The following is a 21,607-nucleotide window of genomic DNA, read 5'->3' on the forward strand; positions in this document are numbered from 1 at the left end:
TCCACCCCGCCCCGGCCGGCATCCCGCCCGGCCGGGGCGGCCCCGTTCCCACGGGCGCGCCGCCGCCCGGAAGCGATTGCTCCGGCGTCGTACGCGGCATCATCACGCCGTGAACTCCACCGAGCCGCTCCTCTTCCTCGACGTCGACGGCCCGCTCAACCCCTGGCTGGCCAAGCCGCACCGCCGCCCCGAGGGCTACACCACGCTGCGGATGCGCCCCACCGGCTGGGAGCCGCCCCGCCCGGCCCTGCGGGTATGGCTCAATCCCGACCACGGCCCGCTCCTGATGGGCCTGGGCTTCCGGCTCATCTGGGCGACGACCTGGAAGGCGGAGGCCAACACCTGGATCGGCCCCGTACTCGGCCTGCCCGAGCTGCCCGCACTGGACTGGCCCCGGATGCACCATCAGGACCCGGACGGCGTCCACTGGAAGACCCGCCATCTCGTCGCCGCCGCCGCGGGCCGCCCCTTCGCCTGGGTCGACGACGAGATCGGCGCCCGCGACCACGCCTGGATCGCCCACCACCACAAGGGGCACGCCCTCCCGCACCGCGTCGACCCCACCAAGGGACTCCTCCCGGAGGACTTCGCGACGCTCCGGACCTGGGCCGCCGGACAGTCCGGCGCCGGGGACAGGCCCTAAGGTCCGCACGGCGGCCGCGCGCCACCCGCCGCCGCTGCCCGCCTGCGCCCGCCGTCCTCAGCCCACGAGGTTCAGTACCGGCCGCAGCCCGTCCGGGCGGCGGTCCACCGGCAGCGGGTCCACCGGCAGGAACCCGCACCCGATCGCCGTGGCGCCGCCGTCCGCCCGGCGGTCGTCGCCCACCATCAGCACGGCGGACGGGGCGAGCCCCAACTGGCGGCAGGCCAGGGCGAAGAGCCGCGGATCGGGCTTCTGGAGGCCGTGCTCGAAGGAGAGCACACAGCCGTCCACGTACCGCTCCAGGCCGTGGGCGCGCAGCACCGGCCGCAGATCCCAGCCGATATTGCTCAGTACGCCGACGCGGACGCCGCGCCGCCGCAGCTCGGCCAGCACCTCGGCGGCGTCCGGATACGGGTGCCAGGCATCCGCCGTCCTATGGCGCTCGTACAGTGCGTCGTACAACTCCGGTCGGGGGAGCGGCACTTGGCGGGCCAGACCGGTGTACACCGCGCGGTGGTGGCGGGCGTCGCAGTCGCGCAGCTCCCACAGTGCGGCGAGTGCGGCGGGCAGCTCGGCCGGCGGCGAGCCGCCGGGCAGGGCGCCGGCCCGCTCCAGCTCGGCCGCCCGGCGGGCGAGCTCGGCGTCGTCCATGGCCGAGCCGCACGCGGTCAGCGCGGCGCGCAGCCAGGACTCGGCGGACTCGATGCGCAGCAGGGTCCCGGAGAAGTCGAAGAGCACACCCTTGATCGTGGTCATGGGTCTCATCCTGGCCCGCGCGCGGCACCGGGCCCAGACCGCCGCCCGGACGCACGGGCGGTGTACGCCGCGGCCGCCCCGGCCGCCAGCGCGCCCCCCAGAAGCCAGCCGCCGAGGACATCCGACGGCCAGTGCACGCCCAGATACACCCGGGTGAGGCCGACACCGAGGACGGAGACCGCGACCACCGTCCGGGCGATCCACCGCCACACCGGCCGTACCCCGTACTCCCGCAGCAGCCACAGCAGCAGGACCCCCGTGACCAGCGCGGACAGCGCATGTCCCGAGGGGAAGGCCGCATAGTGCGCCGAGTCCACCGGATCCGGCCAGACCGGGCGCGGCCTGCCGACCAGCGCCTTGACGGCCTGCTGGAGGGCCGCACCGGCGAGCGCGGTGACCGCCACCCAGGCCCCGAGCAGCCGCGCACCGCGCCGTACGAGCAGGCAGACCGCGACCGCGAGCTCCGCCCGCATCGTCCACGGGTCCCACACCCAGTCGCTGAGCACCCGGTTCAGGCGGGTCCAGTCGGGCGAGCCGACGGCCACGGGGTGCAGGGCGCCGGTGACGGCGGCATCCAGCGACATCAGCGGCCCCCAGCGCAGCACGACCAGGGTGAGCAGCACCGTGAACAGGGCGGCGCAGACCAGGGCGGGGCGGGTGCCGTGGGGCATACCCGGACCCTACGTCAGCGCGCGCAACCCCGGGACGAACGTCACCAGCAGCGGTACGGCGGGCACCAGCGCCGCGAACGCCGTCATCCGCAGCCGGCGGCCGGGGGTGAAGCGGGGCGCGGGGGCGAGCAGCCGGTCCACCCGCTGGGGCACCTGGGCGAGCTGCGTCGGGCAGGGGCCGAACACCCCGCGGTCCTCGTTGAGTTCGACCAGCGCCAGGGCTATCGTCAGCCGGCCGAAGCGGCGCGAGGCGGCATCGTCGGCGGCCAGTTCGACCAGCCGGTGCACCTGGTCGCGGAACGCGGCGAAGACCGGGATCTGCGGGAAGCCGACCGCGAGCGCCGAGGCGCAGTACAGCAGCAGATCGTGCCGGGCCCGTGCATGGCCCTGCTCGTGGGCGATCAGCGCATCGAGCTGACGGCCCTTCAGGCGCCGCAACGCGGAGGTGGTGATGACCAGTTGGGACGACGGATGTGCCAGCCACCAGGCCCCCGGCCGGTCGCCCTCCAGGACCACCAGCCGCTCCCCGAAGGGCTTCTCGCCGGGCAGCAGGGGTGCGCGCCGCAGGAGGTCGGCCCGGCGCTGCCGGCGGCGGGCCCGTGCCGCCCGCACCTCGCGGGTCAGCGCGACGGCCGTCCACGCACCGCCGCCCGCCAGGAGCAGCGCCAGCACACCGGCCCAGGGCCCGTACCCCTTGAGCGCGTACGCCTCGACGACCACCCGGGGGGCGAACCCGAACACCGGGCTGCGGACGGACTCCCAGGCCGCGGCCGCGCTCAGCGACATCGCCAGCGCACAGCACAGCAGCACGGCGGCCACCACGCACTGCCACACCCACAGGGCGAGCACCGGCTCGCGGTCGGGCCAGTCGGAACGGGCCATCAGCCGCGGCGCCATCGCCGCGGCCAGCGCGCCGAGAACCATCAGCGCGATCGGGACCATCATGCCGTCACCCTATGAGCGCCGGATACTCGTTGGTACGGTCACGCATCGGAAGTGATGTACGCCACGCACGGCGCAGAGGTGCGTTCCGGAAGGGCGTACGCACCCCGGAAGGGCATCCCGCGGGTGTCCGGCGCAGCTCACAGGGCCAGCAGCATCGCCAGCATGGCGATGCCCATCGTCAGCCGGCAGGCCCGCAGCACTCCGGCCGGCCCGGCGGCCGTCGCCACCACCGGCCCGTCCGCCACCGGCCCTCCGGCCACCGCTCCCGAGGCCGGCACCAGGCGGAGCCCCGCGGCGAGGACGTACACCGTGTAGTAGGCGAGCAGCAGTCCGGTCAGCAACGGCACCCCGCCGGGCGCCGCATGCGTCATGGCGCCCATCGGCTCGTCGTGGCGCATCCCGCCGGCGGGCACCGCCATCGCCAGCGCCATGTACACCATCGCCCAGGCCCCCACCGCGTGATGCAGATGCCGATGCGTCAGCGCCCATACGCCCGCGGCCCCGAACGCCGCGGTGAACAGCCAGGGCGACCACGCCGGCGGCGGCACCGCGGACGCCGGCAGCCCCATCACCGCCATGCCCAGCGCCATCAGCCCCTCACCGCGCGCGGCGACCCGCTGTGCGGCCGGACCGCGGTGCGCCCGGACCAGGCAGTACCCGCCGGTGCCGGCGCAGAGCAGCACCAGCAGCCAGCCGACCAACGGTGGTTGGTGCACGAAGCGCCTCCCCAGGGCCCCTGGTACCCGTACGCGTCGGCTGCTAGATGCCCGGCCGGTGCCCGGCACACGGGAGCGCACGGGCGCACACGAGGGGAGCGCGGACCGTGCACCGGGACCGCGGAGGGGAGACGCGGCGGTTCTCAGGGCCGGTAGCGCGGCGGACGGTCCGCCGGGACACCGGCCGGCGGCGCGGTGCCCGCCGCTCCGAAGGAACGGCGGGCACCGCATCGGCCCTGGTGGGAGTCGCGGTTATCGGTTGGCGACCTTGCCCCAGCCCTGGGCGATGTCGTCCCTGGCCCGGTCCAGCTGCGATTCGGTCGGGAACCTCGGCGTGCCGGAGACCTTCGGCAGCTTGGCGGCCGCGGTCTTGTCGAGCGTGCCGTGCTTCTCCATGGCGGCCATCAGGGCCGGGCGGGCGTAGCCCTTGAGCCAGAGGTTCTGGCCCTCGGTGCTGTAGAGGTACTCCTGCCACAGCCGGGCGGCCGCCGGGTGCGGGGCGACCTTGTTGATGGCCTGCGAGTAGTACTGCGAGAACTTGCCGTCCTCTGGGACCGTGACCTGCCAGTCGAGTCCCTTGCTCTTGAGCTCGTCGGTGTACCTGGCGTTGAGGTAGTCCCAGTCGAGGACGATCGGTGTCCGGCCCTTCAAGACGGTGGCCGAGGTGGACTGGACGGGCGTGTAGTTGCCGTTCTTCTTGAGCTTGGCGAAGAAGTCGAGGCCGGGCTGGATGTAGTCGAAGGAGCCGCCGCTGGCGAGGGAGGCCGCGTACACACTGGCGAAGGCCGAACCCGACTTGGTGGGGATGCCGTTGAGCGCGACCTGCCCCTTGTACTCCGGCTTGAGCAGATCCTTGAAGGTGGTCGGGCAGGTCTTCACGCGACCGGCGTCGCAGCCGATGGAGATGTAGCCGCCGTAGCCGTTGTACCAGCGGCTCAGCGTGTCCTTCTGGCCGTCGGGGATGTCGATGAAATCGGCGACCATGTACTGCGCGAGCAGATCCTTCTGGGCGGCGCTGAACGCGAAGGAGCTGCCGAGGTCGAGGACGTCGGGCGCCCGGTCCTGGCCCTTGTGGGAGGTGACGGCGTTGATCTCGTCCTGGCTGGCGCCGTTCGGGTTCTCCACCTTGACCTTGATGCCGTACTTCTTCTCGAAGCCGTCGATCAGCGCGCCGTAATTGGCCCAGTCCCGGGGGAGCGCGATGGCGTTCAGGGTGCCTTCCTCTTTGGCCGCCTTGACGAGCTCGTCCATGCCCCCGAAGTCCTCCGCCGAGATCGCGGTGGCCGCGCTCTCTCCGTCGTCGTTGGTCGACGCGTCGGAGCCCGCGCCACAGGCGCTGAGGACGAGTGTGGCGGCGACGAGGCCGCCGGCGAGCACGGCGGATCTCGGCAGGGTCTTGGTCACGGTCTCTCCAGAGGGGTACGCAAAGGGGCACAGGGGACAGACGGGGATTCGCGTGGTGGGGGAGCGGCTGTGCGAATAACGTGCCTGAACAAGTTGGCCATAGTAGGCACGCTGTCGATGTCTGGTCCGTAACATTTTCGAAACTCTCGACGGCCATTTCTGCACATCTCTGGCGCATACGGATCGGTACCTCCTCTGTGCCGCGCATGCAGAGCGTCGGCTGCGCGGTCATGGCCGAGGGGGCGCGCCGGGGATGGGGCCTTTCTGCAGGGAAACGCACCGTTCGCACACGATCGGCTGCAATGGGGGCACCGTGCCCCAAGCGAGGGCGGCGCATTCCAAGGGCCTATGGCTCGGGCCCCGAGGCCCCCTTGGACCGCGTCGTCGTCAGGCTCGGTATCGGAGTGGATGGTCCGCGGGGATTTCCACGATGACCACTTTGTGGCCGTCCGGGTCGGTGATCCACATCTCGATGAGCCCCCAGGGCTCCTGTACGGGCGGCCGCAGCACCTCCACCCCGTGTGCCAGCAACTCCTTGTGCGCCGCCGCCGCGTCCGCCACCTGGAGCCACAGCTGGAGGGTCTGAGTGCCGGGGCCGGCGGCGCGGCCGGAGACCTCCAGGAAGCCGCCGCCGAGGAAGTACACCGTGCCGCGCTCGGGGCCGGTTCCGAACTCCCGGTAGATCTCCAGCCCCAGCGCCTCGCCGTAGAACGCCCGGGACCGCTCGGGGTCGGACGGCCGCAACAACACCCTGCTGCTCAGTACGTGCACCATGCCAGGACCCTACGCCGCCGGTCCGCGGGGCCCGCCGAACGACCCGGCGGACGGCCCTGACATGACGCGCACGGCTCTTGTTAGCCTCGATTCCGTCGATTCCGCCCTGTCACCGGCCGCGTCTCCCGGGCCTGAGAGGACTCCGCGCACCATGCCCACCAGCGAGCCGACCTTTCGTACCGCCCTCGAAGCCGATATCCCCGGGCTCGTCGAGCTGATCGAGTCGGCCTACCGAGGGGACGCGAGCCGGGTCGGCTGGACGACGGAGGCGGACCTGCTGGAGGGGCAGCGCACCGATCCCGAGGGCGTCGCCGCCGTGGTCCGCAACGAGACCGGCCGGCTGCTGATCGCCGAGCGGGACGGCGAGCTGGTCGCCTGCTGCCAGCTCGAACACCGCGGGGACCACGCGTACTTCGGAATGTTCGCGGTGCGCCCGAAGCTCCAGGGCGGCGGCCTCGGCAAGATCATCATCGCCGAGGCCGAGCGGACCGCCCGGGAGACCTGGGGCTCCAGCGAGATGCGGATGACGGTCATCCGGCAGCGCGAGGACCTGATCGCCTGGTACGAGCGCCGCGGCTACCGGCGCACCGGCGAGCTCAGCCCGTTCCCGTACGGCGATGAGCGGTTCGGCATCCCGCGGCGCGCCGACCTGGAGTTCGAGCTGCTGGTCAAGCCGCTGGTCTGAGCGCTCCGCGGCGCTCTCCGGGCGGGCTCGGGCCGGTCCTACAGCCGCCCGGCCCGGACGATCCGCTGCAGGAACCGCCGGGTGCGCTCGTGGGCCGGTTCGCCGAAGACCTGCTCGGGGGTGCCGCGCTCCAGCACCACCCCGCCGTCCAGGAAGCACACCTGGTCCGCGACCTCCCGCGCGAAGCCCATCTCATGGGTGGCGAGGACCATCGTCAGGCCCTCCTCCTTGAGATCGCGGACCACGCCGAGCACCTCGCCGACCAGCTCGGGATCGAGCGCCGCGGTGATCTCGTCGAGCAGCAGCAGCCGGGGGCGCCCGGCGAGGGCCCGCACGATCGCCACCCGCTGCTGCTGACCGCCGCTGAGCCGGTCCGGGTACTCGCCGGCCCGCCCGCCGAGCCCCAGCCGCTCCAGCAGCTCGTGGGCGCGGGCCTCCGCCTCGGCGCGCGGTACACCGTGCACCCGGCGCGGTGCCAGCGTGATGTTGTCCAGCACCGTCATATGCGGGAAGAGGTTGTATGCCTGGAAGACCACGCCGATCCGGCGGCGCACCGCGTCCGCGTCGGCCCGCGGGTCGGTGATCTCCTCGCCGTCCAGGAAGATCGCACCGTCGTCGATCTCCTCCAGCAGGTTCGCGCAGCGCAGCAGCGTGGACTTGCCCGAACCGGACGCGCCGATCAGCGCGGTCACGGTGTGCGGGGGGACCTCCAGATCGACGTCCCGCAGCACGACCGTGCCCCGCCCGTACGTCTTGCGCACGGACTCCAGCCGCAGCACCGGGCCGCCGTCCGGGGACCCCTTCGTGAGGTCCCTGTCGGCCGTGGCCTTCCCGGCGGCCGGCACCGGCGTGTTCTCCGTCGTGCTCATACCAGACCCCCCTGGGCGCGCCTGCGGTCCATCCGCGCCGTGATCCAGTCCGTGAAGCGCGTCATCGGGATCGTCAGCGCGACGAAGACCAGCCCGGCCACCACGTACGGCGTGAAGTTGAAGTCCTTGCCGGCGATGATCTGCGCCGCGTACACCGCGTCCACCGCGCCGGCGATGGAGACCAGACCGGTGTCCTTCTGCAGCGACACCAGATCGTTCAGCAGCGGCGGCACCACCCGGCGCACCGCCTGCGGCAGGACGACGAACCGCAGGGCCTGGCCGCTGGAGAGCCCCAGCGACCGGGCCGCCGCCCGCTGCGAGGGGTGCACCGACTCGATGCCGGCCCGGAACACCTCGGCCACATACGCCGAGTACGTCAGCACCAGCGCCGAGCCGCCGAGCACCACCGGATCGGTGGTCACGCCCTGCAGCCGCAGCGCCGGGACGCCGAAGACCACCATCAGCAGACAGATGATCAACGGCAGTCCGCGGAAGAAGTCGGTGTAGGCGGTGGCCAGTGCGCGCAGCGGGAAGAACACCGGGCCGCGCAGCGTCCTGGCCACCGCCAGCAGCAGCCCGAGCACCAGCACCGCCGCCCCGCACACCGCCAGCAGCCGCAGGTTCAGCAGCAGCCCCTCCAGCACCTGCGGCAGCGCCTTGCGGGCGTACTCGGCGCTGAAGAAGGTCTCGCGGGTGCGCGGCCAGCCCGGGGAGCCGGTGATGACGAGGAAGAGCGCGACGGCGGTGATCAGCGTGCTCAGCGCGGCGATCGCGGTGGCCCGCCGGGCCCTGGCCCGCTTGACGCGTTCCCGCTCGATCCGCCGCGCCGAGGGCACATAACCGTCGCCGGCCGGTTCCCGCACGCCCTCGTCGTTCTTCTTCAACAACCCTTCCCCGCCGGTCATTTGAGCACCGGGGCGTCGACGGCGTCGCTCAGCCACTTCTTCTCCAGCGCGGCGAGCGTGCCGTCCTTGCGCAGCGCGTCCACCGCCGCCGTCACACATCCGGTGATCCGGCTCTCCTTGTCCAGGACCAGCCCGAACTGCTCCTTGGCGGCACCGGAGACCGGGAACTGGCCGACCACCTCGGCGTCCTTCACCTCCGCGGAGGTGATGTAGAAGGCCGTCGGCAGATCGGTGACGATCGCGTCCACCTGCCCGTTCTTCAGGGCGGACTTGGCGAGGTCGTTCTTCTGGAAGACCGCGGCCGGCCGGGTCGGGCGGATGGTGTCGTTGACGACGTCCAGGCTGGTGGTGCCGACCTGCGCGCCGAGCCTGACGTCCTTGAGGTCGGCGATGCTCTTGGCGTGCGCGGCCTTGGAGCCCTTGAGCGCGACGACCGCCTGGCGCACGTCGTAGTAGCCGGAGGAGAAGGCGACGGCGCGCTTGCGTTCGGCGCTGATGGAGATCTGGTTGATGTCGAAGTCGAACTTCTTCGCACCGGGCGCGAAGGCGTTGTTGAACGGCACGGTCTGCCAGTCCACGGCGCCCTTGCCGTAGCCCAGCCGCTTGGCGACGGCGTAGGCGACCGCCGACTCGAAGCCCTTGCCGCCGGCCGGGTCGTCGTCGACGAACCAGGGGGCGTACGCGGGCTTGTCGGTGCCGACGGTGAGCCGGCCGGCCGTCACGGTGGCCAGCTTGCCGCGGTCACAGCTCTGTTTGCCCTGCCCGGCGGCCCGCGGGCCACCGGGGGACTCGTCCTGCGGGGCACAGCCGACAGCCGCGGCGAGCAGCACGGCGGTGGCACAAGCGGCAAGGCGAAGAGGGCGGTTGACGAGGCGCATGCCCGGAGAGTGGCAGCGCACAAGGCCGTCTGTCGAGATCATTGCGGAAAACGTCCGCATGCTGGAAGCCCGTTGCGCGCCTGTGAACTGCGGATTTCCCCGGTGGGCGGGCCGCTTACGCGGTGAAGCGCACCGCCCGCCGGATCTCCGGCATGTCGGTCACCACGCCATCCAGGCCCAGGCCGCGCGCCAGCCGGAGCTGATCGTGGGTGTTGACCGTCCAGCCCAGGACCTTCAGATGCGCGGCGTGCGCCCGCTCGACGAGTTCGAGGGTGAGCCGGCGGATGTTCAGCGAGAGCATCGACGCGCCGACGGCCTGTGCGCGGTCGACGACATCGGCGCCGTAGCGGCTGCCGACCAGCGCGGTGCGCACCCCCGGCAGCAGGGTGCGGATCGCGGCCAGCGCCTCGTCGTGGAAGGAGATGACCTCCACCCGGCCGGTCAGGTCGCGCGAGCGCAGCACCTCGGCCAGCGCCTGTGCGGCCGCGACGTCCTTGATCTCGGCCTGCAGCGGCGCCTTGACCGCCTCCAGGACCTCCTCGAAGACGGGGATCCGCTCGCCCTGCCCGGCGTCCAGCTCGCGCAGCTCGGCGAGGGTGCGCTCGGCGATCGGCCCGGCGCCGTCGGTGGTGCGGTCGACGTCCGCGTCGTGCATCACCACGAGCGCGCCGTCCTTGCTCAGATGCAGATCCAGTTCGATGACATCGAGGCCCTCGTGCTCGGCGCGTACGAAGGAGCGCAGGGTGTTCTCCGGCTCCACGCCCATGATCCCGCGGTGTCCGATGGTGAGAAAGGACAAGGCTGCCTCGCTTCTGTCGGCTCGGTACTGCTGTCGGCTCGTTGTCAGTGTCGACCGTCGACCGTCGGCAACGGCGTTCCGAAATGGCGTTCAGCCTAACGGGGACAAGTGCAGATGAACCGGTTGCGGACGCGACCACGGTGTGTCCAGTACGGGTACCCGCCATATCCGGTCGGCAGACCGCCTTCTTCCGACGCAGGTGCGTCCCGCTCCGGGCTGGCGGCGGCCGTGTGGCATATGCCATAGCACCGTCCGGCCGTGCCCGCGCGGCGCTCGCAGGCCGGGAGGAAGCGCGGAATCCCTTGGCGCAACTGGCAGGAAGTCCCGCTGATACCACGCCCGGCAGGAAAAAAATGCGTGAGCGCCGGGTGTCAGCAGAAAAATTTTCAGCTGGCCCACTTGAGTGAGCGAACCTTGCCTGGTTACCGTGTGCTGACAAGACGATCTACCGCCGGAGGGCAGTCATGACGGAAATTCTTTCGCCTGTGGGTGTCCGGGAAGGCACTCCGACCGCAGAGCGTGTCGTGGAGCACCCGGCGTGGCCCGTCCTGAAGGACGCGGTCGAGACCGTCCGGCCCTGGCAGTCCAAGGACGGATCGATCGATCTGACGGCGGAGGGCGCGCCGAAGGCCGGGGCCGTCCGCGCCGAGGTCGAGCGGATGGCCGCGGCCGTCACGGAGCTGGGCGCGCTGCTGCCGCACAACGCCGCCTACCACCAGGCGCTCGTCACCGACCTGCGCCGCTGGGCCGACGACGGCTTCGGCGTGCCGGACTTCCTGGACTCGCTGCTCGCCTTCGCGCCCGCACAGCAGCGCGCCGACGGCCTCCAGCACCTCGTGCTGTTCCCCATGTACACCCAGAACGGCAACCCGAACCGCAACTTCGAGGCCGTCGTCCTGCGCATGGTCTGGCCCGAGTGGCTCTCGGAGCTGGAGCGCACCCGCTACGACAACCCCCTGTTCCTCGGCATCACCTTCGAGGACTTCACGGCCGGCTACGACACCCACTCCGCCGTGCTCTTCCCCGAGACCATCGCGGTGCGCGAGGCCCCCGAGCGGTTCAGCTGGGGCGGCATCTTCTGCGACCGCGAGGCGGCCCGCTTCCGCCGGGTCAGCCAGGCCGCCGTCGAGACGCTCGGCCTGGAACTCCCGCAGGACATCCGCGAGATGCTCGACGACCAGGAGCGCTGCCAGGAGGCGTTCGTGCTGTGGGACATGGTGCACGACCGCACCCACAGCCACGGTGACCTGCCGTTCGACCCCTTCATGATCAAGCAGCGCCAGCCGTTCTGGATGTACGGCCTGGAGGAGCTGCGCTGCGACCTCACCGCCTTCAAGGAGGCCGTGAAGCTGGAGGCCGAGGGGTACTCCCAGGCCCGCGATGTGCAGTACGCGGTGATCTTCGACCGGATGTTCCGGTTCCCCGTGACCGGCGACCGGGTCCGCAACTACGACGGCCTCGGCGGCCAGCTGCTCTTCGCGTACCTGCACAAGCACGACGTCGTACGCTGGACGGACAACACACTGCACATCGACTGGGAGCGGGCGCCCAAGGTCACCAACCAGCTGTGCGGCGAGATCGAAAAGCTCTACCGCGACGGCATCGACCGGCCGAAGCTGGTCCACTGGTTCGCCGCGTACGACCTCGTCTCGACCTACCTCGCACCGCACCCGGGCTCGGTCTGGGCCAAGGGCCCCGACGCCCTGAACCTGGACCAGCCGCCGCGCAAACTCGTGGACGACGTGCTCCCCGACGAGTTCCCGCTGAGCATGTTCTACGAGGCGCTCGCCAAGAAGCTGCGCGCTGTGATCACCTCTACCAAGGGCATCACGGCCCACAGCGACGTGCTGGCGGCGGCATGAACAACGACCGGAACACCCGGCCACAGGCCGTCCAGGAGCAGGACGAGGAGGCGACGGAGATGGTTACTTCGACGGGCGGCCAGGGGCCGCTGGAGGGTGCGGTCATCGCGGTGGCGGGAGCGGCCGGACCGGCCGGCCGCGCCACCCTGCTGCGGCTGGCCGAAGCGGGGGCCGTGGTGGTCGGCTCGGACTCCAACCCCGAGCGGCTGGCGGAGGCCGTGGACGCGGCCCGCTACGCGCACGGCGGCGCCACGGTCATAGGGGACACCGTCGACCTCCTCGACCTGGACCAGACCCGCGAGTGGGCGGCCCGTACGGAGAAGGAATTCGGCCGGATCGACGGCCTGGTACACCTCGTCGGCGGCTGGCGCGGCTCGTCGACGTTCGCCGAGACCGACCTCGCGGACTGGGACCTGCTGCACAAGCTGTTGATCCGCACCGTTCAGCACACCTCCCTCGCCTTCCAGGAGCCCCTGGAGCGGAGCGGCAACGGCCGCTTCCTGCTGATCAGCGCGGCCGGCGCCTCGAAGCCCACCGGCGGCAACGCCGCCTACGCGGCCTCCAAGGCCGCCGCCGAGGCATGGACGCTGGCCATGGCGGACGGTTTCCGCAAGTCGGGGGGTGAGGAGGGGCTGCGCGCCGCCGCTGCCATCCTGGTCGTGAAGGCGCTCGTCAACGACCAGATGCGCGCCGAACGACCGAATGCGAAGTTCGCGGGCTTCACGGATGTCAAGGAGCTGGCCGAGGCCATCGCCGGCGTCTGGAGCCGGCCCGCCCAGGAAGTGAATGGAAAGCGTCTGTGGCTGACCCCCGAGCCGTGACCGGAGCGAAGACCGACGCCCGGCAGCACCACGACCCCGAGGTACGCGGCTTCGCCAGCGACAACTACGCGGGCGCCCACCCCGAGGTCCTGGCCGCGCTCGCCCTCGCCAACGGCGGCCATCAGGTCGCCTACGGCGAGGACGACTACACCGCGCACCTCCAGCGGGTCTTCCGCAGCCACTTCGGGCAGCGTGCCGAGGCGTTCCCGGTGTTCAACGGCACCGGCGCCAACGTCGTCGCCCTCCAGGCCGTGACCGACCGCTGGGGCGCCGTGGTCGCCGCCGAGACCGCACACATCAACGTCGACGAGTGCGGTGCGCCGGAGCGGGTCGGCGGGCTCAAGCTGCTGACCGTGCCCACCGAGGACGGCAAGCTCACCCCCGAGCTGATCGACCGGCAGGCGTGGGGCTGGGAGGACGAGCACCGCGCGATGCCGCAGGTCGTCTCGATCACCCAGAGCACGGAGCTGGGCACGGTCTACACGCCCGACGAGGTCCGGGCGATCTGCGAACACGCCCATGAGCGCGGCATGGTGGTGCATCTGGACGGATCGCGGATAGCCAACGCCGCGGCGACCCTCGACGTCCCGATGCGGGCCTTCACCAACGCGGTGGGCGTCGACATCCTCTCCTACGGCGGCACGAAGAACGGCGCGGTCTTCGGCGAGGCCGTGGTCGTGCTCAACCCCGACCGGGTGCGCGCGATGAAGCATCTGCGCAAGATGTCCATGCAGCTCGCCTCCAAGATGCGCTTCGTCTCGGTCCAGCTGGAGGCGCTGCTCGCCAAGGACCTGTGGCTGCGCAACGCCCGGCACGCCAACACCATGGCGCAGCGGCTGGCGGCCGGAGTGCGGGCGATCGACGGGGTGGAGATCCTCTACCCGGTCCAGTCCAACGCGGTCTTCGCGCGGCTGCCGCACGACGTCAGCGAGCGGCTGCAGAAGCGCTACCGCTTCTACTTCTGGGACGAGCAGGCCGGCGATGTGCGCTGGATGTGCGCGTTCGACACCAAGGTGGAGGACGTCGACGGCTTCGTCGAGGCGCTGCGGGAGGAGATCGCCCGGTAGGGCCTGCCCGCGGGGCCTGTCCGGTGGGTGCCGGCCGGTCGCGCGGCGACGGCGGCCGACCGCAAAGGTGGCAAGCGAGTCCAGCGCAGTGGAAAGTTCACTGCGCTGGACTTCTTCGTGCAGTTTGCTGAACTGCGCCGGGTCGTGCTCCAATGCCTGCGGATGGCCGGCCGTCGACCGGTCCCGGCCTGCAGCTACTCCCACCGATCCCCGAGGAACGGCCCATGTCCAGCCTGACCTGCTCCCTGCACGTCTCCGACGAGGTGCGCGCCCTGGCGCCCGGCTTCGGCTACCTCGCCGTCGAAGCGCACGGTCTGACCAACGGGCCCAGCGACGAGCTGAGCTCCGGGCTCCTGGACGAGGCCACCCGCCGGCTGGCCGGACGGCTCGACGGCCGTGCCCCGCAGGACGACCGGCACATCGCCGCCTGGCGCGCCGCGTACGGCGCCTTCGGCAGCAAGCCGTCGCGCACCCGGAACTCCGCCGAGGCGCTGGCCAGGCGTGCGCTCGCGGACGGGCTGCCGCGCATCAACCGGCTCGTCGACCTCTACAACGCCATCAGCGTCGCCCACCTCGTTCCGGTGGGCGGCGAGGACCTGGACCGTATCCAGGGCGGGATGCGGCTGGTCCGGGCCACCGGCGACGAGCCGTTCGCGACCGCGGCCGGCGGCGCCGAGGTCGTCGAGCACCCCGACGCCGGCGAGGTCGTCTGGTGCGACGACGAGGGCGTCACCTGCCGCCGCTGGAACTGGCGCCAGGGCGTCCGCACCCGTCTCACCGAGGACTCCGTCAGCGCCCTGTTCCTGCTGGAGCGGATGGCCCCGATGACGCTCGACGAGCTGTCGGCCGCGGGCGCCGAGCTGGCCGAGGCACTGGGGGAGGCGTGCCCGGACGCCCGGATCGAGATCGGTGACGTCTGGTCCGGGTGACCGGGGCCGGACGCCGATCAGCCGCCGAAGGAGAGCTCCTTCGGCGGCTGACGTCGTGGTGGGGTGCGGGCGGTGGCTACGCGCCGGGGGCCGGTGCGGTGCCGCCCAGATGCGCCGGGATCCACCAGGTGTCCTCGGGGCCCTTGGGGCGTACGGGGTAGGCGCGCTGGGCCGCCTCCAGCAGGTCCTGCACCCGGGACCGCACCCGGTCGGTGATCTTCTCCGCCTGCTCGGCGGGATCGGCCTCCAGCGGCTCGCCGACCCGGATGGTTATCGGGAAGTGGTTGCGGCCCAGGTTGCGCTTGTGGCCCTTGGTCCACAGGCGCTGGGTGCCCCACAGGGCCACCGGGAGCAGCGGCACCCCGGCCTCCTGGGCCAGCCGCGCCGCACCCGACTTGAAGTTCTTCAGGGTGAAGGACTCGGAGATCGTCGCCTCGGGGAAGACCCCGATGATCTCGCCCGAACCCAGTGCGGACAGCGCGTGCTTGTAGGCGTGCATGCCCTGCGCGCGGTCCACCGGGATGTGCTTCATCGCGCGCATCAGCGGCCCCGACACCTTGTGCCGGAACACCGACTCCTTCGCCATGAAGCGCACCAGCCGCTTGGCCGGCCGGGCCGTCAGGCCGGCGAAGACGAAGTCGAGGTATCCGATGTGATTGCTCACCAGCACCGCCCCGCCGCGGCGCGGAATGTTCTCCGTCCCGGCGATGTCGAATTTGAGATCGAGCGCCTTGAAGAGCGTGCGTGCGGCGCCGATCACCGGCGGATAGACGAGCTCTGCCATTGTCCGGAGGACCCCTTTTTCCCTTTTCCATGCCTGGGGAGGGTTCTCCCGGCGGAAACCTACGCAGGCGTAACTGCGGCTTTTGGGAGATCGTGCCCGATCGAGGCCGCGGCGGCCAGCGTGCGGGGCGCCGCGGACGGGAGATTCTCGTCACGTGGAGACCGGGTCAGCCCACCGTTCGCCGCAGTACAAGGTACATCTCGCACCCCAGGCAGTACCCGAAAGCGGCATTGAGGAAGGCCGCCGCCAGCGCGCACCCGGTGGCCGCGAGCCCCAGCCACTGCGGGCCCGCGACGTAGCCGATCAGCCCCACCACCGCGAAGAACAGCCCCACGCTCTGGGCGAAGCGCGGCGGGGCGGGGTCCTCGAAGGCGGTCGGCGCGGACAGCCGCGGACGCACCGCCACCCTGAACAGCCAGGCGTAGGGGGAGCGCTGGACACCGGCCGCCGCCCCGACGGCGAAGACCAGCGCCTGGAGGGCCAGCAGCGGGCCGCTCCCGCTGATCAGTACGGCCGCCAGCACCACCGTCGTCAGCGCCGCCGCGAACCTCGGACCGCGTACGTCAATCCTCTTGGCACTCATGCCCCCCACCATCCCGCACATCGGGCCGCTCGCGGCGCCGGGAATTCTTTCGGTCCGGTGAACGCTGCATCCGGAGATGACCGGACTCATGGTGTGCATCGCGGTGCTCGCGGCGGCGAGCGCCTTCGGCGTGTGGCACCGGCGCCGCAATGGGAGGCTGACGGTGCGAAAGCGGGACGAACGGGATGGGGCGCCGCGGCTGGGCGCCGCGGCGATCGGCCGGGAGTTGGGGGAGCGGGCCACCCTGCTGCAGTTCTCCAGCGCCTTCTGCCAGCCCTGCCGCGCCACCCGCCGCACGCTCGCCGAGGTGGCCGGCATGGTCGAGGGGGTGGCCCATGTGGAGATCGACGCCGAGGCCCATCTCGACCTCGTACGGGAGCTGAACGTGCTGCGGACCCCCACGGTGCTGGTGCTCGACGCGGACGGTGCGATCGTGCGCCGCGCCTCGGGGCAGCCCCGCAGGGCCGATGTGATCGCGGCGCTGGGAGAGGCGGTCCGTGATTGATCTCCCAGATGGCGGGCGGCCCTTGACGCTCTGGGTCACCCGTCGTCACTCTGACGTGATGCGGCCAGGAACCCTTCTCTACGGACGCGCCCACGTCGACCTTCTGCGGACTGCCAGCGCCCGCTGTCCGGGCGTGTGAGCGACGACGACATCACGGTCGTCGGCGGCCGCGCGGTTGCCGACGGCTTCGCCCGGGCCCGTACACCCCAGCAGAAGGACAACTCCATGACGGCCTCGCCCGATCTCGGCACGCCCCGCGCCGCCTCCCCCGAACTCCTGCGCTCCGTCTTCCGGCAGCACGCCGCCGGTGTCGCGGTGATCACCGCACAGGGCGCCGGCCCCGTCGGCTTCACCGCCACCTCCCTCACCTCCGTCGCCGCCGACCCGCCGCTGCTGTCGTTCGGCATCGGCACCGGCGCCTCCAGCTGGCCGGCCGTCTCCGAGGCCGCGCACATAGGCGTGCACATACTCGGCGAGCACCAGCGGGAGCTGGCCGCCACCTTCGCGCGCAGCGGCGCCGACCGCTTCGGCCCCGCCACCTCCTGGCGCACCGGCCCCGAAGGCGTGCCCCTGCTCGACGGCGTACTGGCCTGGCTGGTGTGCGAGGTCGTGGCGCGCGTCCCGGCCGGCGACCACCGGATCGTGCTCGCCCGGCCCGTCGTCGGCGACCCCGCGGGCCCCGGCCGTCCGCTGCTGTACCACCAGGGTCGCTTCAACGCGCTGCGGGACTGACGGGTTCCCGTTCCGCTTCGCCGACCCCCGATCAGGGCCGTTGGCAAGGTCACATTTCGACGGCCTTGATTCGGGGCACGAGACTGGATGTACTGGTGGGTAACATGACGGTCGGCGCGGGGATCCGCAACCAACCGGGAGCCGCCCCAACAGGCGCCTATGCTGCCAGCACAAGGCAGTTCTGAAGAGACGAAGCAGGTAGGAGAGCCGGCGTGAGCTTGAGGATCGTTGTCTGTGTGAAGTACGTGCCCGACGCCACCGGCGACCGGCACTTCGCCGAGGACCTGACCGTCGACCGTGACGACGTGGACGGTCTGCTCTCGGAGCTCGACGAGTACGCCGTCGAGCAGGCCCTTCAGATCAAGGAAGCCGCCGACGACGACGCGGAGATCACGGTCCTGACCGTCGGTCCCGAGGACGCCAACGACGCGCTGCGCAAGGCCCTGTCGATGGGCGCCGACAAGGCCGTCCACGTCGAGGACGACGATCTGCACGGCACCGACGCGCTCGGCACCTCGCTCGTGCTCGCCAAGGCCATCGAGAAGACCGGCTACGACCTGGTCGTCTGCGGTATGGCCTCCACCGACGGCACCATGGGCGTGCTGCCCGCGCTGCTGGCCGAGCGGCTGAACGTCCCTCAGGTCACCCAGCTCTCCGAGGTTTCCGTGGCCGACGGCAAGGTCGCCGGCCGCCGCGACGGCGACTCCGCCAGCGAGCAGCTGGAGGCCGCGCTGCCGGCCGTCGTGTCGGTCACCGACCAGTCGGGTGAGGCCCGCTACCCCTCCTTCAAGGGCATCATGGCCGCCAAGAAGAAGCCGGTGGAGAGCCTGGACCTGGACGACCTGGGCATCGACGCGGACGAGGTCGGCCTGGAGGGCGCCTGGACCAAGGTCGAGGACGCGACCGAGCGCCCGGCGCGCACGGCGGGCACGATCGTCAAGGACGAGGGCGAGGGCGGCAAGCAGCTCGCCGAGTTCCTCGCGGGCCAGAAGTTCATCTGAGCCCGACCGCACCTCAACCGCCCTCATTCTTCCCGCAGGAGAGCAATCCCATGGCTGAAGTCCTTGTCTACGTCGACCACGTCGACGGTGCCGTCCGCAAGCCCACCCTCGAACTGCTCACCCTCGCCCGCCGCATCGGCGAGCCGGTAGCCGTTCATCTCGGCCCGAACGCCGACGCGGCCGCCAAGGTCCTCGGCGAGCACGGCGCCGTCAAGGTGCTGGCCGCCGACGCCCCCGAGTTCGCCGAGTACCTCGTCGCCCCCAAGGTCGACGCGCTGCAGGCCGCCTACGACGCGGTCTCCCCGGCCGCCGTCCTGCTGCCGTCCTCCGCGGAGGGCAAGGAGATCGGCGCCCGCCTCGCGGTCCGCATCGGCTCCGGCATCATCACCGACGCGGTCGACCTGGAGGCCGGCGACGAGGGCCCGGTGGCCACGCAGTCCGTCTTCGCGGCCTCGTACACTACCAAGTCCCGCGTCAGCAAGGGCACCCCGGTCATCACCGTCAAGCCCAACTCCGCCGCCCCGGAGGCCGCCCCGGCCGCCGGCACGGTCGAGCAGCTCGCGGTGACCGTCGCCGACTCCTCCAAGGGCACCAAGATCGTCTCGCGCACCCCGCGCGAGTCGACCGGCCGCCCGGAGCTGACCGAGGCCGCGATCGTGGTCTCCGGTGGCCGCGGCGTCAACGGCGCCGAGAACTTCCCGGTCATCGAGGCGCTCGCCGACTCGCTCGGCGCGGCCGTCGGCGCCTCGCGCGCCGCGGTGGACGCCGGCTGGTACCCGCACACCAACCAGGTCGGCCAGACCGGCAAGTCGGTCTCGCCGCAGCTGTACATCGCGGCGGGCATCTCCGGCGCGATCCAGCACCGTGCCGGTATGCAGACCTCGAAGACCATCGTCGCCATCAACAAGGACGCCGAGGCGCCGATCTTCGAGCTGGTCGACTACGGCGTGGTCGGCGACCTGTTCGACGTCGTCCCGGCGCTCACCGAAGAGGTCAAGTCCCGCAAGGGCTGACCCCGCCGGGCCTTCGGGCCCGCTTCGGCAACCGCACGAGGCCCCGTACGCGCGGTGCGTACGGGGCCTCGCGCTGCCGTGGCCCGGACCGGCCCTAGGGCCGGTCCGATGGGTCCTGGCCGGGCCCGCGACCCATCGGACAGGCCCTAATCGCCGGTCGCGCCGTCGATCCGCTCGCGCAGCAGGTCCGCGTGGCCGTTGTGCCGCGCGTACTCCTCGATCATGTGGACGTAGATCCAGCGCAGGCTCAGCGTGCGACCGCGGCGCGCCACGAAGGTCTCGTCCAGTCCGCGGTCGGCCACCGCCTTGTCGCAGGCCGCGATCTCGGTGCGGAGGGCGGCGAACGCCGCCTCGGCGGCCGCCGGGTCCAGGTCGTCGAAGTCGGCGTCGGGGTCGGCTTCGGTGAAGTAGTGGCTGCCGATCTCCTCGCCGGCGAAGCGTATGCGGAACCACGCGCGTTCGACGTCCGCCATGTGGCGCACCAGGCCGAGCAGCGTGAGGCTGGACGGCGGGTTGCTGTGCCGGGCGAGCTGCTCGCCCGTGAGTCCGGCGCATTTGGCGAGCAGGGTGTCGCGGTGGAAGTCGAGCCAGCCCTGCAGCATCTCCCGCTCGCCGGCCACGGTCGGGAGTTCTCTGCGCTGGACGGAGGGTGCGATCCATGTCATGACGGTGAGTGTGGCCGGGTCCGCCGGGGCGCGCCACGGATTTCCGGGGGCCGGTCGCGAGCCCGTGACCTGCGCCGCCTCGGAGGGGAGGGTGTTGACCTCGCCAACTGACCCAGTTAACTTCGCTCTACGGATTGTTGATTCCATTAAGCGGAAAACGCTCGCGCGGTGGCGTCGGGCGTAAGCACCGGGAGGGTATTCGAATGGGGCAGCAGGAGACCGTGGCGACGAGCCTCGCCGACACCGTACGCGAGGGAATCGGAGCCGCCCTCGCCGAGGTGGACGCGGATCTGGCCCGGCGCTACCCCGGTGATCCCGGCACCCGCCAGCCGGTCCACACGGTCTACGTACCCGGGGACGTCTTCACCGCCGGCACCCTGCGCTCCTGGGGCGACCAGGCGCTCGCCGCCCTCGACGAGCACGCCCCCGACGCCGAGGCGCTCGCCGCCGTCCTGGGCATCCCCGCCGAGCTCGCCGACGACGTCCACGACCGCGTCCGCGCCAAGCTGACCCGTGAGCCCGTCGAGGACCTGCGGATCGACTTCGAGGACGGCTACGGCCCCCGCCCCGACGCCGAGGAGGACGAGGCCGCGGCCCGCGCCGCCGAGCTGGTCGCCGCCGCCTACCGCGACGGCACCGCCGCCCCCTACATGGGCATCCGGATGAAGTGCATGGAGGCCGCCGTACGCGACCGCGGCATCCGCACCCTCGACATCTTCCTCACCGGCCTGATGGAGGCCGGCGGCCTGCCGGACGGCCTGGTCCTCACGCTCCCCAAGGTGACCTACGCCGAGCAGGTCACCGCCATGGTCCGGCTGCTGGAAGCCTTCGAGAAGGCGCGCGGCCTGGAGAGCGGCCGGATCGGCTTCGAGATCCAGATCGAGACCACCCAGTCCATCCTGGGCGCCGACGGCCGCGCCACCGTCGCCCGCATGATCGAGGCCGCCGAGGGGCGCGCCACCTCGCTGCACTACGGCACCTTCGACTACAGCGCCTCCTGCGGCGTCAGCGCCGCCCACCAGTCCCTGGACCACCCGGTGGCCGACCACGCCAAGGCCGTCATGCAGGTGGCCGCCGCGGGCACGGGGGTGCGGCTGTCCGACGGTTCGACGAACGTCCTGCCCGTCGGCCCCACCGCCCAGGTCCACGACGCCTGGCGGCTGCACCACGGCCTGGTCCGCCGCTCGCTGGCCCGCGCCTACTACCAGGGCTGGGACATGCACCCGGCCCATCTGCCGACCCGTTACGCGGCGGTCTACGCCTTCTACCGCGAGGGCCTCGAACAGGCCGCGGCCCGCCTCGCCGCCTACGTGGCCAAGGCCGGCGGCGACGTCATGGACGAGCCCGCCACGGCCAAGGCCCTCAGCGGCTACCTCCTGCGCGGCCTGGACTGCGGTGCGGTCGACCTCCCCGAGGTCGCCCGCCTGACGGGGCTCACTCGGGCAGACCTCGATGCGCTTGCGGGGCGGTCGGCTGGGCTTGGCTAGCTTTTCGCTGCGCTTTGCCCGCCTCCCACGTTTTCGGCTGTCCCGCCGTGGGGGTTTCTCTGGGTTCGCCTGCGGCGGGCTGGGTCCGCTGCGCGGGGCTGTTCGGGTGCCGG

At 71.8% G+C, this 21,607-nt stretch carries 24 protein-coding genes; 11 read left to right on the plus strand and 13 right to left on the minus strand.

Annotated features, from left to right (window positions below; genetic code table 11):
• Nucleotides 1-109: 109 nt before the first annotated feature.
• Nucleotides 110-643 (plus strand): HAD domain-containing protein, encoded by a 534-nt coding sequence (locus tag ACZ4NB_RS05665; protein WP_467658514.1) that lies wholly within the window; start codon nt 110-112, stop codon nt 641-643.
• 57 nt (nt 644-700) lie between these two features.
• Here ACZ4NB_RS05665 and ACZ4NB_RS05670 read toward each other — a convergent pair whose 3' ends face one another.
• The 6 genes from ACZ4NB_RS05670 to ACZ4NB_RS05695 form a co-directional block, all read right to left on the minus strand.
• The gene (locus ACZ4NB_RS05670; protein WP_467658516.1) at nt 701-1,399 is read right to left on the minus strand and encodes an HAD family hydrolase; all 699 of its coding nucleotides are present in this window, start codon (nt 1,397-1,399) and stop codon (nt 701-703) included.
• Between the two features lie 5 nt (nt 1,400-1,404).
• Nucleotides 1,405-2,070, minus strand: a complete 666-nt coding sequence (locus ACZ4NB_RS05675) for a phosphatase PAP2 family protein (RefSeq protein WP_467658517.1) — start codon at nt 2,068-2,070, stop codon at nt 1,405-1,407.
• A gap of 9 nt (nt 2,071-2,079) precedes the next feature.
• Nucleotides 2,080-3,015 (minus strand): M56 family metallopeptidase, encoded by a 936-nt coding sequence (locus tag ACZ4NB_RS05680; RefSeq protein WP_467658518.1) that lies wholly within the window; start codon nt 3,013-3,015, stop codon nt 2,080-2,082.
• A gap of 137 nt (nt 3,016-3,152) precedes the next feature.
• Nucleotides 3,153-3,731 carry a DUF5134 domain-containing protein gene (locus ACZ4NB_RS05685; protein ID WP_467658519.1) on the minus strand — a complete coding sequence of 193 codons (579 nt, stop codon included), beginning with the start codon at nt 3,729-3,731 and terminating at the stop codon, nt 3,153-3,155.
• Nucleotides 3,732-3,983: 252 nt separating this feature from the next.
• Entirely contained in the window at nt 3,984-5,135 is a 1,152-nt protein-coding gene (locus ACZ4NB_RS05690) for an ABC transporter substrate-binding protein (RefSeq protein WP_467658521.1), read from the minus strand.
• Between the two features lie 387 nt (nt 5,136-5,522).
• Nucleotides 5,523-5,909 (minus strand): VOC family protein, encoded by a 387-nt coding sequence (locus ACZ4NB_RS05695; protein ID WP_467658523.1) that lies wholly within the window; start codon nt 5,907-5,909, stop codon nt 5,523-5,525.
• A 151-nt stretch (nt 5,910-6,060) separates the two neighbouring features.
• Between ACZ4NB_RS05695 and ACZ4NB_RS05700 the strand changes: the two genes are divergently transcribed.
• Nucleotides 6,061-6,594 carry a GNAT family N-acetyltransferase gene (locus ACZ4NB_RS05700; RefSeq protein WP_467658524.1) on the plus strand — a complete coding sequence of 178 codons (534 nt, stop codon included), beginning with the start codon at nt 6,061-6,063 and terminating at the stop codon, nt 6,592-6,594.
• Between the two features lie 38 nt (nt 6,595-6,632).
• On the opposite strand, the gene ACZ4NB_RS05705 is transcribed toward ACZ4NB_RS05700, so the two are convergent.
• The 4 genes from ACZ4NB_RS05705 to ACZ4NB_RS05720 all read right to left on the minus strand — a co-directional run bounded on the left by ACZ4NB_RS05705 (nt 6,633) and on the right by ACZ4NB_RS05720 (nt 10,045).
• On the minus strand, nt 6,633-7,463 hold the full coding sequence (locus ACZ4NB_RS05705; protein ID WP_467658526.1) for an amino acid ABC transporter ATP-binding protein: 831 nt from the start codon (nt 7,461-7,463) through the stop codon (nt 6,633-6,635).
• A complete protein-coding gene (locus tag ACZ4NB_RS05710; protein ID WP_467658528.1) occupies nt 7,460-8,368 on the minus strand; it encodes an amino acid ABC transporter permease in 909 nt (302 codons plus the stop codon). Before ACZ4NB_RS05710 ends, ACZ4NB_RS05705 begins: the two co-directional genes overlap by 4 nt.
• Nucleotides 8,365-9,246: an ABC transporter substrate-binding protein gene (locus ACZ4NB_RS05715; protein WP_467658530.1), complete on the minus strand. Its 882-nt coding sequence runs from the start codon at nt 9,244-9,246 to the stop codon at nt 8,365-8,367. The genes ACZ4NB_RS05710 and ACZ4NB_RS05715 overlap by 4 nt, the downstream gene beginning before the upstream one ends.
• A 115-nt stretch (nt 9,247-9,361) precedes the next feature.
• On the minus strand, nt 9,362-10,045 hold the full coding sequence (locus ACZ4NB_RS05720) for a glycerophosphodiester phosphodiesterase (protein ID WP_467658532.1): 684 nt from the start codon (nt 10,043-10,045) through the stop codon (nt 9,362-9,364).
• Nucleotides 10,046-10,509: 464 nt separating this feature from the next.
• On the opposite strand from ACZ4NB_RS05720, the gene ACZ4NB_RS05725 reads away from it, so the two are divergent.
• The 4 genes from ACZ4NB_RS05725 to ACZ4NB_RS05740 all read left to right on the plus strand — a co-directional run bounded on the left by ACZ4NB_RS05725 (nt 10,510) and on the right by ACZ4NB_RS05740 (nt 14,724).
• Entirely contained in the window at nt 10,510-11,907 is a 1,398-nt protein-coding gene (locus ACZ4NB_RS05725; RefSeq protein ID WP_467658534.1) for a DUF6421 family protein, read from the plus strand.
• Nucleotides 11,904-12,728, plus strand: coding sequence for an SDR family NAD(P)-dependent oxidoreductase (locus ACZ4NB_RS05730; RefSeq protein WP_467658535.1), 825 nt, complete (start codon nt 11,904-11,906; stop codon nt 12,726-12,728). The genes ACZ4NB_RS05725 and ACZ4NB_RS05730 overlap by 4 nt, the downstream gene beginning before the upstream one ends.
• On the plus strand, nt 12,707-13,795 hold the full coding sequence (locus ACZ4NB_RS05735; protein WP_399143964.1) for a threonine aldolase family protein: 1,089 nt from the start codon (nt 12,707-12,709) through the stop codon (nt 13,793-13,795). The genes ACZ4NB_RS05730 and ACZ4NB_RS05735 overlap by 22 nt, the downstream gene beginning before the upstream one ends.
• A 233-nt stretch (nt 13,796-14,028) precedes the next feature.
• Complete coding sequence (locus tag ACZ4NB_RS05740) at nt 14,029-14,724, plus strand: B3/B4 domain-containing protein (protein WP_467658652.1); 696 nt, start codon at nt 14,029-14,031, stop codon at nt 14,722-14,724.
• Nucleotides 14,725-14,800: 76 nt separating this feature from the next.
• Here ACZ4NB_RS05740 and ACZ4NB_RS05745 read toward each other — a convergent pair whose 3' ends face one another.
• Nucleotides 14,801-15,508, minus strand: a complete 708-nt coding sequence (locus ACZ4NB_RS05745) for a lysophospholipid acyltransferase family protein (RefSeq protein ID WP_467658537.1) — start codon at nt 15,506-15,508, stop codon at nt 14,801-14,803.
• A gap of 166 nt (nt 15,509-15,674) precedes the next feature.
• The gene (locus ACZ4NB_RS05750; protein ID WP_467658538.1) at nt 15,675-16,091 is read right to left on the minus strand and encodes a DUF4395 domain-containing protein; all 417 of its coding nucleotides are present in this window, start codon (nt 16,089-16,091) and stop codon (nt 15,675-15,677) included.
• A 76-nt stretch (nt 16,092-16,167) separates the two neighbouring features.
• On the opposite strand from ACZ4NB_RS05750, the gene ACZ4NB_RS05755 reads away from it, so the two are divergent.
• The 4 genes from ACZ4NB_RS05755 (at nt 16,168) to ACZ4NB_RS05770 (ending at nt 19,342) form a co-directional block, all read left to right on the plus strand.
• Nucleotides 16,168-16,596, plus strand: coding sequence for a thioredoxin family protein (locus ACZ4NB_RS05755; protein ID WP_467658539.1), 429 nt, complete (start codon nt 16,168-16,170; stop codon nt 16,594-16,596).
• 225 nt (nt 16,597-16,821) lie between these two features.
• Nucleotides 16,822-17,328 carry a flavin reductase family protein gene (locus ACZ4NB_RS05760; RefSeq protein ID WP_399144509.1) on the plus strand — a complete coding sequence of 169 codons (507 nt, stop codon included), beginning with the start codon at nt 16,822-16,824 and terminating at the stop codon, nt 17,326-17,328.
• Between the two features lie 212 nt (nt 17,329-17,540).
• On the plus strand, nt 17,541-18,329 hold the full coding sequence (locus ACZ4NB_RS05765; protein ID WP_393495383.1) for an electron transfer flavoprotein subunit beta/FixA family protein: 789 nt from the start codon (nt 17,541-17,543) through the stop codon (nt 18,327-18,329).
• A 50-nt stretch (nt 18,330-18,379) separates the two neighbouring features.
• Nucleotides 18,380-19,342: an electron transfer flavoprotein subunit alpha/FixB family protein gene (locus ACZ4NB_RS05770; RefSeq protein WP_393495381.1), complete on the plus strand. Its 963-nt coding sequence runs from the start codon at nt 18,380-18,382 to the stop codon at nt 19,340-19,342.
• A gap of 146 nt (nt 19,343-19,488) precedes the next feature.
• On the opposite strand, the gene ACZ4NB_RS05775 is transcribed toward ACZ4NB_RS05770, so the two are convergent.
• Nucleotides 19,489-20,007, minus strand: a complete 519-nt coding sequence (locus ACZ4NB_RS05775) for a DinB family protein (protein WP_467658541.1) — start codon at nt 20,005-20,007, stop codon at nt 19,489-19,491.
• 203 nt (nt 20,008-20,210) lie between these two features.
• Here ACZ4NB_RS05775 and ACZ4NB_RS05780 point away from each other — a divergent pair, with 203 nt between their 5' ends.
• Nucleotides 20,211-21,494: a DUF6986 family protein gene (locus ACZ4NB_RS05780; RefSeq protein ID WP_467658543.1), complete on the plus strand. Its 1,284-nt coding sequence runs from the start codon at nt 20,211-20,213 to the stop codon at nt 21,492-21,494.
• The last annotated feature ends 113 nt before the right edge of the window (nt 21,495-21,607 follow it).

It is taken from the genome of Streptomyces sp. NPDC026575 (assembly GCF_055567415.1).